This is a genomic window from Acinetobacter sp. AOR34_HL, assembly GCF_027854795.1.
Lineage (GTDB): Bacteria > Pseudomonadota > Gammaproteobacteria > Pseudomonadales > Moraxellaceae > Acinetobacter > Acinetobacter junii.
Genome location: NZ_JAKTID010000036.1, coordinates 17721 through 30876, shown reverse-complemented (window position 1 = coordinate 30876; position 13156 = coordinate 17721). Strand labels below are relative to the sequence as shown.

Sequence of the window (13156 nt, the reverse complement as noted above, 5' to 3'; positions counted from 1 at the left end):
ATTTACCCCTATACAACCGTAGCTTTTTTTTGCTCACAATACAGATGATTGTTGTTTGATTTGCTGATGCAAAGCCGCAATCATATCAGCCCGACTAATAATTCCAATTAAACGCAGCTCTTCGACCACAGGAATATAATTAAAAGATTTTTCAACAAAATAAGGTACAAGGTCTTGAATCGGTTGTAATGGATCAACTTTCACAACTCGACGACTCATGATCTGTTTCACATAATGTTGCCAAGAATTTCGCGGATCAGTGGCCCCTTTGAACCACTCAACGACTTCGTACAATGCCAGAGTTCCAACCAATTGATCTTGATCATTCACAACAGGCAGGCTCATTAAATTAACCGATTTAAACTTGTCCAAAGCCTGATGAATATCGTCATTCTCATATAATTTAATTACATCTCGACTCATAATGTCCTGACATACGAACGAATGATTTAATCGCTCATTCGCATGTTCTTGTGCTTCTAAAATGATTTTCTCTAAATCGTATTGGCTGATATCTAATAGTTCAGTGTGTTGCTCTAAAGCATATTCGATATCTTTGGGTTGAATCGATACTTTTTGAGTAGGTGTTGGGTCTTTGGAGCGTTCATTGAGATGAGGCATAGTCGGATAATTTCGCCCAATCAGTCGATTAAAAAACACTGCAAAAACAAGTAATAAAAGTGAGTTGAGCAATACAGGGTAAAGGATAAAATGAAAGCCGAGCTTATGTACAGCCTCTCCACCCAGAACCGCAGTAATGGCTACAGCTCCACTTGGTGGATGTAATGAATCTGTGGTCATCATCATAAAGATAGCCAATCCAACAGCCACACTAAATGCTGTGGTTAAATCAGGTAAAAGCTGGGTACATGCCACCCCAATAAATCCTGCTAAAGTATTACCAACCACCACATTCCAAGGCTGTGCTAATGGACTATTTGGAACTGCAAACAATAAAACGGAAGATGCACCCATCGGCGCGATATACCAGGCATTCATCCCGCCCAATACATACCAACTAATTAAAGAAGAAATCGCCAAACCACACAGTGCGCCAAAGCCTGAGAACAGACGTTCTTTCACTGGAAGAACTTTATAATTAGGTTTTAGTAAATTTATCCAGTCTAATTGGGTCAAGTTCACAATGCACCTTGTTGGTTGGATGTTTTGATTTTCGAACGAAGCAAGTATACGCGCAAAGCCAAATAAGGTGTATTCAAGTTACATCTTAAAGATATGAGATAATCTGATAATCTATTATTCAAGTAATTTTTACCAAATATTATAAATTAACCAATACCGATGATTGATCAATTCACTACTGCGCTAGAGAACTGTTTTGTATAAAACTGAGTTTTTAACACTGCTGCTGTGTGCATTAGCAGCATTACTACATGGTCTGAGTGGTTTCGGATTTCCGATGATCAGTACAGCAGCATTGTCTCTGTTTCACCCTCTACAGACTGCCGTCGCGATGGTACTTATTCCTTGTATTATCATGAATCTAAGTGTGTTAGGGACGCATGAAAAAGCCCCGATATCCCTATTATATTATGTAAAAAACTACTGGAGTCTTATCGGTAGTAGCCTGATTGGAAGCCTGTTTGGCGTCATGCTACTGCTTTATATTGATGAAAGTTATCTCAAACTGTTGTTAGGGATGGTCATTTGGCTCTATGTATTAGATCAATTTAGATCGCAACCTTTGCACCTACGTCGCTCAATTAAAAACATGCTCATATTTGGGTTGCTTGCAGGTGTGATCGGAGGCGCAACCAATGCGATGGCTCCATTTTTGATGATGTATTTGTTAAGTACACAGCACAGTAAAAATGACATCGTGATGATTACCAACATTAGCTTTCTTGCCAGCAAATTAATCCAGCTCTCGATACTCTACCCAACGCTTTTGACCTTTGATCAGGCACAGATATATCTATTGTGTGCAATTACGATTTTTTCATTATTTTTTATTTATCTTGGTTCTAAGATCAGAATTCATATTTCTCAACAAAAATTCAAACGCCTTATTTTAGTCATTTTGACTGTACTCGGTACCAATGCACTGTGGCAGGGAATCAACATGATTTAAAAAGATTTTACATAGATGGCAGAACTTAATATTTACTTCTAGTTCTTTGAGACTTTATGGTTATTCAGTTGTATACGCTATCGCAACTAGAACAACTCAAATAAGGATATTTTATGAATGTTCCTCACCTCGAAACACCCACTAATGCCATGCCCAAAGGTTTAATCCGTGGCTGGGTGATTATTGCAATTGCAGCACTGCTGTCTTTCGGTTTATATGAAATTTTGCCTTATGACCAAAATGCCAATAAAGGTCTAAGTCTATTGTTATTTATCGGTATTTTGTGGCTGACTGAAGCCATTCACATCACCATCACGGCATTACTAGTCCCTGTGCTCGCGGTTCTTGTCGGTATGCCAAGTGTGGGAGGAGATGGTGAGATTGAAGCTATTTCTACCACCAAGGCACTGAGTACTTTTGCTGATCCAACGATTTTTCTATTTTTTGGTGGTTTTGCCTTGGCAACTGCATTGCATGTGCAAAAACTTGATCGAAAAATTGCCATGTGGATTATTGCAATGTCTAGAGGGCATCTGGGAGTAGCTGTTTTAGCAATCTGTTTGGTCACAGCCGTTTTGTCGATGTGGATTTCAAATACTGCTACTGCGGCTATGATGCTTCCACTTGCATTGGGTTTGCTTTCACATTTTGATGCGCAAAAAGAACGTAAAACTTTCGTATTTATCCTCTTAGGTATTGCTTATTCAGCAAGTATTGGCGGTTTAGGTACTTTAGTTGGCTCACCACCCAATGCGATTGCAGCGAAAGCATTAGGCTATGATTTTGCAGACTGGATGAAAGTCGGTTTGCCTATGATGCTCATCATTTTCCCTGCGATGTTATTTAGTTTGTATATCGTGCTCAGACCTAAACTTAATCATCGTGTGGAATTCAGAACAGAAACTATCCCTTGGAACCGTGATCGTATTCTAACCATGTTAGTTTTCACTATCACTGCATTGGCATGGATTTTTGGTAAAAGCGTCAGCGAACAGTTTGGAATTACTCAACCTGATACATGGATTGCAGTTCTTGCAGCCTGTATGGTCGTGATCTTAGGAATCGCCACTTGGAAAGATATTGCAGACAATACGGACTGGGGCGTATTAATGCTATTTGGTGGTGGCTTAACTTTAAGTGCCGTTTTAAAAGACTCTGGTTCTTCTTTGGTACTTGGGCAAACTCTGGCAAATGCATTTGGTGATGCCTCACCATTCCTAGTCATCGTGATTGTAGCTGCATTTATTATTTTCTTAACTGAATTTACCAGTAATACAGCCTCGGCTGCTCTGCTGGTTCCAGTATTTGCAGCAATCGCTGATCAAATGGGAATTCCAAAAGAAATTCTTGTAGTTGTCATCGGAATCGGTGCTTCATGTGCGTTTATGCTCCCTGTCGCAACACCACCGAATGCGATTGTATTTGGTACGGGGCATATTCAACAAAGTGAAATGATGCGAATTGGATTTATCCTCAATATTTTATGTATCGCACTGGTTTCAATATTTGTTTACTGGTTTTTCCTCTAAATACAAAAAAGCGCTACGGCGCTTTTTTATCGCTTTGAATAAGAGAGAAGATCAAACGTATTTTTCATTCAAATATCGCCAATAACGTTTAGGCAAATATTGCACATGCAATTTCACATTCTGACGTTCTTTAATATTGATACTATTGAAATAATCTTTCCAAAGCTGATCATATAATTCTTCTTGTTCATCTAATTCTAATTGAAAGTTTTGACTGGCCCCATTTTCGATATTACAGTCAACCTGATGAGCATCTAAAGACACCTCATGAATCTCGTGTAAGTCATAATACAATCCATATTTTCGTTGTTCGTCATAAATCAACCAACGTTGATCTTGATAACGACGCTTAAAATGCGGCTGTATTAAAGGCAGCACATTAAAATCAGGGCGAACCAAACTTAAAAACAATCCATCTGTGGTTTTCTTAAAACGCACAAATGCTTCCATACGATGCTTTTCGCGTCCCACCTTTTTCGTCCATTGTGAAATCGCTAAAACACTAGGATGCGAATAATTCTTCTCAACTGAATGTTGATGTCGAAAGACATAGATACAGTAATTAAATAAATGCTGATAGGCATCCAAGGATTCCGATAAATAGGCAAAATAAAATTGTTTCAAAGATGAATGCGACAATTTCTGCTGTAAGGCTGACCAAACACGTGCTGCATGTTGCTCATGATTTGGAATTTCAACCACCGTGGCAAATAAACCATGCTGTGCGCCTTGGTTTAAACACAATTGCACGTGGAATTCTTTAAATTGAAAAGCACGAAATACGCAGTTGAGTAAACCGACCATAGAGCCATCAAAATAGTAATAAACCACACCATCACTGAGCATGTTTAGAATCCTAAACTCAACTGAGGTGACAGTTGTTTCAAGTACTTGGATGAACCCTGCGTTAATATTTGCTGACGAATATCAGTCGTAGAAAGTTCCTTTTGAAACCGTGGACTGTCTTCACAACGAATAAAAAACTTGGCACGTGAATACGCCACACCGAGTTGTTTCAGTAAATCAGTATGTATCTTGCCAAAACGACGCGCTTGCACGATTTTCTTGGCTGACTTTACGCCGATACCTGGTACACGAAGGATCATGCGATAGTCAGCACGATTTAAATCCACTGGAAACTGCTCAGGATGACGCAACGCCCAACTCAGTTTTGGGTCTACATCCAAATCTAAATGTGGGTGTTTTTCATTGACGATTTCATTGACTTCAAAACCATAAAAACGCATCAACCAATCACTTTGATAAAGACGATTTTCACGCAACAAAGGTGGCGCTGAACCGACTGCTGGTAAATAGTTATTTTCTGTGTTGATTGGAATATAACCTGAGAAATACACCCGTTTCAGTTTAAATTCCTTGTAATGTCGATCTGCCATCACAAGTACGTCTTGATCAGTTTCCTGATGTGCGCCGACCACCATTTGCGTGGTCTGCCCTGCGGGTACATATTTTGGCACATGCTTGATAATCTGGCGTTCATCTTTGAGTTGAATCAGTCGATCTCGCACTAGCCCCAAGTCTTTTTGTACTTCTTGATGTGATTTTTCAGGCGCAAACGCTTTTAATCCGACCTCAGTTGGCATTTCTAAATTGATGCTCATACGGTCAGCATAAAGTCCTGCTTCATGAATCAGCTCAGGCGATGCACCTGGAATAGTTTTCAGGTGAATATAGCCATTAAAATTTTCCTCTAGACGTAGTTTTTTCACCACTTGCAGCATGCGCTCCATGGTGTGGTCGGCTGACTTGAAAATACCTGAGCTCAGAAATAGCCCTTCAATATAATTACGTCGATAGAAATTAATGGTCAGGTCAACCACTTCCTGTACCGTAAATGCAGCACGTTTCACATCATTAGAACGGCGCGACACACAATAAGCACAATCAAAAATACAAACATTACTGAACAAGATTTTCAGCAATGAAACACAGCGCCCATCTTCGGTATAGCTATGGCAAATCCCTGCCCGACTGGCATCACCTAAACCTTTGTCTTTATTTTTACGGTCACTACCACTAGAGGAACAGGACACATCATATTTAGCTGCGTCCGCAAGAATTTGTAATTTTTCACGAATGCGATCAGACATAGCAAACACCTCAGTGACAACATCATTTCAAAGCTAACATTTCATGATTTGAAAATTAAGATTGGTAAAGATGTTATGCGTCATGAGGTGACGTTTATGTGAATGGTCTCCCATTCAGAACTTTGCCAACTGGGAAAATATGTCTGCTATGGGGTACGTTTTGAATTAACTCGAAAATTAAACAAAAGCGTTTAAATAATTTATTATCAGAACTTGTCGCTGAAACGCTTGAATCCTTTGCACTGCACCCGAAAATCCTTATACTTAACCACAATTTTTGTTTGATTCCAGTGGATGCACCATGAGTCGTGCTATATCGCATATTGATACATTTCAGGGCTTAATTCTTGCCCTACAAAACTATTGGGCGGAGCAAGGCTGCGTCGTATTACAACCATATGATATGGAAATGGGTGCAGGGACATTCCACACTGCAACTTTCTTACGCGCATTAGGTCCAGAAACTTGGAACGCGGCTTATGTTCAACCTTCACGCCGCCCGAAAGATGGTCGTTATGGTGAGAACCCAAACCGCTTACAACACTATTATCAGTTCCAAGTGGTACTTAAGCCAAACCCAGACAATATCCAACAGCTTTATCTTGATTCGTTAAAAGCGATCGGCATCGATACACTGACTCACGATATTCGCTTCGTAGAAGACAACTGGGAATCTCCAACACTAGGCGCTTGGGGCTTAGGTTGGGAAGTTTGGTTAAATGGTATGGAAGTGACTCAGTTCACTTACTTCCAGCAAGTCGGTGGTGTTGAATGCTACCCTGTTACTGGTGAAATCACATACGGTTTAGAACGTCTTGCAATGTACCTTCAAGGTGTAGACTCAGTTTACGATCTTGTTTGGACCAAAGGTCAATTCGGTACAGTCACTTACGGTGATGTATTCCATCAAAATGAAGTGGAACAATCGACCTATAACTTCGAATATGCGCCAGTCGATAAATTATTTGAATTATTCGATTTCTATGAAGCTGAAGCAGCTCGTTTAATGGATGCTGAACTTCCACTTCCTGCTTATGAGCAAGTGATTAAAGCATCGCATAGCTTTAACTTATTAGATGCGCGTGGTGCGATTTCTGTAACTGAGCGTCAACGTTATATTTTACGTGTTCGTACCTTAGCGCGTTCAATCGCTCAAAGTTATGTGGCTGCGCGTGCGAAACTCGGTTTCCCAATGGCAGAACCACATTTACGTGATGAAGTATTAGCGCAGTTAAAAGCACAAGTTGAAGCAGAAGCAGCCCAAGCTGAAAAAGCGAAGGAGAATAAATAATGACAAAGCATACTGTTTTATTCGAACTTGGCTGTGAAGAACTTCCACCAAAAAGCTTAAAAACTTTACGTGATGCTTTAAAAGCTGAAACGGAAAAAGGCTTAAAAGATGCAGGCTTAAATTTTGCTGCGATCGAAGCTTATGCTGCACCACGTCGTTTAGCGCTCAAAATTGTTGATATTGATGCTGCTCAAGCAGACACACAAAAACGTTTTGACGGCCCTGCTGTTCAAGCCGCTTATGATGCAGAAGGCAAACCAACTAAAGCACTTGAAGGCTTTATGCGTGGTCAAGGCATCACGGTTGATCAGCTTTCGACGTTCCAAGCAGGCAAAGTTGAAAAAGTTTGCTTTTTGAAAGATGTGAAAGGTCAAAGCCTTGATGCTTTACTGCCACAAATTTTACAAACTGCATTAGACAACTTACCAATCGCAAAACGTATGCGTTCAGCAGCAAGTCGTACTGAATTCGTACGTCCTGTGAAATGGGTTGTATTGCTAAAAGATGATCAAGTAGTTGAAGCAACTATTCAAGATCATAAAGCAGGGAATGTGACTTATGGTCACCGTTTCCATGCACCTGAAGCAGTGACTTTGGCGCATGCAAATGAGTACCTTGCTGCTTTAGAAAAAGCTTATGTGGTTGCAGACTTTGAAAAGCGTCAAGCAACCATTCAAGATCAAGTGAAAAAGTTAGCTGATGAAGTTAATGCAACTGCGATTGTCCCAGCAGACTTACTTGATGAAGTCACCAGCTTGGTTGAATGGCCTGTTGCATTACGTGCAACTTTTGAAGAGCGTTATTTAGCTGTTCCTCAAGAAGCATTGATTACCACGATGCAGGACAATCAAAAGTATTTCTGTTTGATCAATGCTGAAGGTAAATTACAGCCTTACTTCATTACTATTTCAAATATTGAGTCGAAAGATCCGATTCAAATTATTGAAGGAAATGAAAAAGTTGTACGTCCTCGTTTGTCGGATGCAGAATTCTTCTTCCTACAAGATCAAAAGCAACCGCTTGCATCTCGTAAAGAAAAACTCGCCAATATGGTATTCCAAGCACAATTGGGTACGCTTTGGAACAAATCAGAACGTATTGCTAAATTAGCCGTTGCCTTGTCACCAATTACAGGTGCAAATGCAGCCGATGCTGAAAAAGCAGCGTTACTCGCTAAATGTGATTTGACCTCTGAACTTGTAGGTGAATTCCCTGAACTTCAAGGGATTGCAGGCACGTATTATGCTCGCCTTGAAGGTGAGAATCATGAAGTTGCTGAAGCTTTAGGTGAGCAATACTTACCTAAGTTTGCGGGTGATGTATTACCACAAACCAAGACTGGTACAACGATTGCGCTTGCAGATCGTTTAGACACGCTGGTTGGTATTTTTGGTATTGGTCAAGCACCAACAGGTTCGAAAGACCCATTTGCATTACGTCGTTCTGCAATCGGTATCTTACGTTTGATCATTGAAAATGAACTCGATGTCACGATTGAAGAACTGGTTAACTTTGCGCTTCAAGGTTATGGTGACGTGGTTAAAGATCATGACAAGACGCGTGCGGATGCCGTTGCGTTCCTTGAAGGTCGTTACCGTGCTAAGTATGAAGACCAAGGCGTAGCAGTTGATGTGATTCAAGCGGTTCAAGCACTTGCTCCAAAATCTCCTCTTGATTTTGATAAGCGTGTGACTGCGGTCAATCATTTCCGTACTTTACCAGAAGCGGCTGCATTAGCTGCGGCTAATAAGCGTGTTGCCAATATTCTTGCGAAAGAAGCAACACCTGAAGGTGCTGTGGTTGAAGCGAATCTCGTTGAAGCTGCTGAAAAAGCGCTTTATGCAGAACTTCAAACATTGACACCAGTGGTTCAGCCTTTACTTGCTGCACGTAACTATACTGAAGCGTTGTCTAAGCTGGCTGCACTTCGTGCGCCAATTGATGCCTTCTTTGAAGGCGTGATGGTCATGGCTGATGATGCTGAATTGAAAGCCAACCGTTTACGTTTATTGGCTCAGTTGCGTGGCTTGTTTACAAGTGTTGCGGATATTTCGGTGTTGCAGCACTAAGATTTAGCTAATAAAAAACCCGCTTGAGAGCGGGTTTTTTATATTTTAGTAAGAAACATAATCAAGTTTACAAGTATAAAACTTCATATTAGTTGCCGTATTTGAAAATAAGGCTTCTTTCAAAAAATCTAGTGCTTCCTCAACAGTCTTCCCACTCTGAATTAAAATAGCTGATTGATTTTCCATTTCCTTTCTGACAGCCTCTCGAGCCTTCTTCAAATAAGTTTTCTCATTCAAATTAAGTTTTTCTATTGACTGCTTTGCTAAAACCTTAAGCTCAACTGGACATTGATCTGAAATAATAATTTCACCATCCATTTCAAAAGAAAATATTTTCGCATCTGCTGGAATATGCAAAGGGTTAAGTATTTCATTAGTCCAGTCATTATCTCCCTTAATAGCATCACAATGTAAATTAGGATTTGTATAACGATTATCGTCGATATGATTCATTGAACCACCATGACAACAACCAAATAAATTACTCCATGTTAGATGAGCATTTTCTTGAGTATTAGGTAAATAAGTTTCTGATTTTGGATAAAAATGTTCTACTCGAAAATCTTTAATTAAACTCGTATTAGATATTTCAAAATCAGTTTCACAATAGCAGCATATACCTAATTGATCTTCTTTGATTAGAGTACATACAGCCTTATAAGCTACTTGATCTTCATTCTTAAAATTTTCCCATTTAGCAGTTGAATTTTCATTTAGATATTTGGTTAAGCCTAAAGGTGCTTCAGATTTAGATATATGCCTCATTTTTTTGATCTTTTAAATTTTCTTAATGAAATTTCAACATCAATTCTATCTAACTCTGTTTCTTTATTTTTCCCCCACTCATCTAATTTTTGACGGAGCTCAGTACCACGCTCAGAGTCCCACTTATCTTGGTTCACTAAACTAATATACTCTTCAAGTAATTTAACTTCTTCTACTTCTTGTGGTCTTGGATCTACATAAAAGACATCCTCCAGAACTACATTCGACTGCGCACCTTTTGTAAATTTAGGTATCTCATATTTAAATGTATTTGTTTCATGATCTATGTATATAGAACGAATGCATTCAGCTTCTACCGTTGTTAAAATGTGAGGGCTATGAGTAGTCACAATAAATTGAATATTTGGAAATGACTCACGTAGAATCAAAATAATTTTCTGTTGCCAACTAGGATGTAAGTGCAGTTCAATTTCGTCTATAAGAACAATTCCTCTACCATCAAAAGGCGTATCAGATACGTCATTGAGTAAAAGCAAACGTCTTGCAATATCTCCTATTAGCCCAAACAAAACTCTTTGCCCATCAGAAAATTGATGTAAAAAGATAATTTCTCGTTCTAAATTTAAAGCTACTTTATCTTCACCATCATCTGCATTAACAAGTTCAATATGATTTAAATCAGGATATATTTTCCTAAATAATTCTTCCAAGAACTTAATTGCTTTTTTTGATTGATTGTTTGTTCGATCGTTAGGATACAATTCCAGAACTGATACCAAATCTTCATATAGTTCATATAAAGGATGATCTTTATTATTAGCACCTGCTTGCAATAAACTATCAACTTGGTTTCTAATTTTTAAACTATCAACATTATCAACAACAGTATTTGCTATCTTCAATAACCGAATCAACCATTCACTAAAGACATTAAATGACGCTTTTGAACTTAAAGAACCATCATATCCACTAAGTTTATCAAAATCTGATGCTCTTGCTTTTCTAGCATCTTTTGATAGTCTATCAATTCCGTATAGGGCAAAAAGTGGTAAATCAATACTTTTATAATTATTTAAAAGGCGAAATTTCTTACCAATTTCACGATATGAGACTAGATCACTTTTTAAATCGCTAAGGATGCCTTCGGGTAGGCGTGCTACCCTACCTTTGAATTTATAAGCATTTCCTATTTGAAACTCACAATCTATATATGCCCCTTTATCTTTATTAAGATTATTTACATCATCTACATCAATAGTCCCACCATTGGTATTTTCTTTACGAGCCGTAGCAGCAATCCACATCAAATTTTTACGAATCGACTCTAATAAACTCGTTTTACCAACTCCATTTTCACCTATTAATACTGTTAGATTTTTATGGAGATTTAGTTCTAGTTCTAAAATTTTTCTGAAGTTCGAAATAGTTAGTGTAGATAAAAAAAAGTCCGTATTTAGAATTTTTATTATATTTTCAAAAGCTATCTGTGCCTGCCCTTCATTTTTCTCAAAGCCTAATATACCATCTCTATAATTTATAAATACTTGAACTGCAGCCTCAAAATTTCCATTCTGTGCATTACTTAATAAATGACGTGTATTCATATCAATTTCCTACCCGAATTCTTTGAATTACATTCTGAGTATATTTTTTCTCAAGGGTTATTAAAAAATTTGGTTCAACATATTTTATAAAACCAAGATAACCTCTTAAATAACTTAAATCTTCAAGAGAAATTTTTTCTTCAATAAACTTGTGAACTAAATGCTTTATATAACGCTTTTTAGCTCTCCCTATTGAAAGCTCATCATCGTTAGTAATAGTAATACCTGTGACATGACGATTATGCTTTTTAGATGAAAAAACTGTTTTCAGATGATTAATTTTTATAGTGTTACCATAAAATTTAATCAATACATTTCTTACTTTATCAGGCATACTAAATAATAAATTAGGCGTATTTGTGGAGAACGTCATATCGTCTGCATAACGTGTATAAGTAATACCTTGTTCCTCGCAATATTGAGCAATTTCACAATCAAACGAAAACATGATGAAATTAGAGATAAAAGGTGAACTTGGTGCTCCTATACTTAGAACTAACTTATTTGAATATTTACTAGGCTTCCAAAAAAAAGTTTTTTCTATTATCTCTTTTTCTAACCAATCAAATTCTATGCCTGCTCTTTCACAAGCCTTCCAAAAAATTTTTGGCGTAATAGAACTAAAAAAATCAGTAAAATCCATTTTCAAAAAATAAATATTCTGAGAATGAATTTCAGCATTTCTCTTTATATCTTTCCCTTTAATATATGCCATACTTGAATCATGAACAGGAAAATATCCTTGAAAATGATCAATCAAAGCTCTTTGATAATCTTTTAATTCACGAATAGGTTGAGCAATAGTACGTGTACCTGAAGTTCTTTTAGGAATTTCATATCTTTTATATTTCTTTGGAGCTTCACCGAAAAATTTAAAAAAATCCGTTTTAGAATCAAAATTATGAACTTGCTTAGACATTAAATATTCAATAATATCAACTTTTGACATAATTTTTCCTAATTAAAAAGCTCAGGAAGTATCCTTCACTGAGCTTGATACTCTTTACTTAAGAGCAAAAGTTTCAATTGTTTGCGAACAACGTGAGCGAACAATTTAAACTTTTGTTCTTCAATGTGATTCATCAATAAGTTAGAGTCTGGCTAAACACCTGACTAGACTGTTAAGTCCTAAAGCTAAAGAGTAAAAATATAATAAAACAGTCTGTTCAACCAAACAATCTAAAGTTTTTAACTTTTCATAATATATATAGCAAAAGAGTATCAATTTCACATCACCTACATTCTTTTCTTGAACTTGGCGATAAGCTATAAAACTTGAATTGCAACATTATTGCCAAAAGGATAAAAGATGATGAAAAAAATATCTGCTCTGTGTTTAGCGACTACGCTGATCGCATCGTCTTCTCTCTGGGCAACCGAAAATACAACAGCCACAAATGCAAACACGACTACGGCTGAAAAAACACTCCCTTATGGTGACAACCCGAGCCTTGGTCGAGTATTGCTGTATAAAACAGGTAAAGGGCTACAAAACCTAGGTGAATCCATCCAAGGTGCATCGGAAAACACCTCACAAAAAATGAGTGAAAAGTGGAAAACCACAAAAGAATACACGGCTGAACAATCCGTCATTGTTCAGGAACAAACCGAAAAAGCCAAACAATATACTGCTAAAAAATGGCAAGACACCAAAGATGCCGTGATTGGAACCAATGATGGAAATATTCCTATTGAACGTGCTGAACTGAGCCAACCCTCATCAAATTAATACGA

The 13156-nt window shown here is 37.8% G+C and carries 11 protein-coding genes; 5 read left to right on the top strand and 6 right to left on the bottom strand.

Features of this window, described 5'->3' with window-relative positions; all coding sequences use genetic code 11:
• Nucleotides 1-33: 33 nt before the first annotated feature.
• Nucleotides 34-1143 carry an HPP family protein gene (locus MKL32_RS05675; RefSeq protein WP_204379086.1) on the bottom strand — a complete coding sequence of 370 codons (1110 nt, stop codon included), beginning with the start codon at nt 1141-1143 and terminating at the stop codon, nt 34-36.
• Between the two features lie 196 nt (nt 1144-1339).
• On the opposite strand from MKL32_RS05675, the gene MKL32_RS05670 reads away from it, so the two are divergent.
• Both MKL32_RS05670 and MKL32_RS05665 read left to right on the top strand, forming a co-directional pair.
• Complete coding sequence (locus MKL32_RS05670; RefSeq protein WP_151760311.1) at nt 1340-2092, top strand: sulfite exporter TauE/SafE family protein; 753 nt, start codon at nt 1340-1342, stop codon at nt 2090-2092.
• Nucleotides 2093-2205: 113 nt separating this feature from the next.
• A complete protein-coding gene (locus tag MKL32_RS05665; RefSeq protein ID WP_204379085.1) occupies nt 2206-3621 on the top strand; it encodes an SLC13 family permease in 1416 nt (471 codons plus the stop codon).
• Nucleotides 3622-3672: 51 nt separating this feature from the next.
• On the opposite strand, the gene MKL32_RS05660 is transcribed toward MKL32_RS05665, so the two are convergent.
• Together MKL32_RS05660 and MKL32_RS05655 are read right to left on the bottom strand one after the other, a co-directional pair.
• Nucleotides 3673-4467 carry a TIGR03915 family putative DNA repair protein gene (locus MKL32_RS05660; protein ID WP_204379084.1) on the bottom strand — a complete coding sequence of 265 codons (795 nt, stop codon included), beginning with the start codon at nt 4465-4467 and terminating at the stop codon, nt 3673-3675.
• A 2-nt stretch (nt 4468-4469) separates the two neighbouring features.
• Complete coding sequence (locus MKL32_RS05655; protein WP_204379083.1) at nt 4470-5732, bottom strand: putative DNA modification/repair radical SAM protein; 1263 nt, start codon at nt 5730-5732, stop codon at nt 4470-4472.
• 301 nt (nt 5733-6033) lie between these two features.
• Between MKL32_RS05655 and glyQ the strand changes: the two genes are divergently transcribed.
• Both glyQ and glyS read left to right on the top strand, forming a co-directional pair.
• A complete protein-coding gene (glyQ, locus tag MKL32_RS05650) occupies nt 6034-7023 on the top strand; it encodes a glycine--tRNA ligase subunit alpha (RefSeq protein WP_004964427.1) in 990 nt (329 codons plus the stop codon).
• On the top strand, nt 7023-9092 hold the full coding sequence (gene glyS, locus MKL32_RS05645; RefSeq protein ID WP_204379082.1) for a glycine--tRNA ligase subunit beta: 2070 nt from the start codon (nt 7023-7025) through the stop codon (nt 9090-9092). Before glyQ ends, glyS begins: the two co-directional genes overlap by 1 nt.
• Before the next feature lie 45 nt (nt 9093-9137).
• On the opposite strand, the gene MKL32_RS05640 is transcribed toward glyS, so the two are convergent.
• Genes MKL32_RS05640 through MKL32_RS05630 form a run of 3 tightly spaced genes read right to left on the bottom strand, consistent with a single transcriptional unit; the run spans nt 9138 to nt 12371 of the window.
• Complete coding sequence (locus MKL32_RS05640) at nt 9138-9857, bottom strand: retron system putative HNH endonuclease (protein WP_070154435.1); 720 nt, start codon at nt 9855-9857, stop codon at nt 9138-9140.
• Nucleotides 9854-11422 carry an AAA family ATPase gene (locus MKL32_RS05635; protein ID WP_204379081.1) on the bottom strand — a complete coding sequence of 523 codons (1569 nt, stop codon included), beginning with the start codon at nt 11420-11422 and terminating at the stop codon, nt 9854-9856. The genes MKL32_RS05640 and MKL32_RS05635 overlap by 4 nt, the downstream gene beginning before the upstream one ends.
• A 1-nt stretch (nt 11423) precedes the next feature.
• Entirely contained in the window at nt 11424-12371 is a 948-nt protein-coding gene (locus MKL32_RS05630) for a retron St85 family RNA-directed DNA polymerase (RefSeq protein WP_204379080.1), read from the bottom strand.
• 363 nt (nt 12372-12734) lie between these two features.
• Here MKL32_RS05630 and MKL32_RS05625 point away from each other — a divergent pair, with 363 nt between their 5' ends.
• Nucleotides 12735-13151, top strand: coding sequence for a hypothetical protein (locus MKL32_RS05625; protein WP_005403282.1), 417 nt, complete (start codon nt 12735-12737; stop codon nt 13149-13151).
• The last annotated feature ends 5 nt before the right edge of the window (nt 13152-13156 follow it).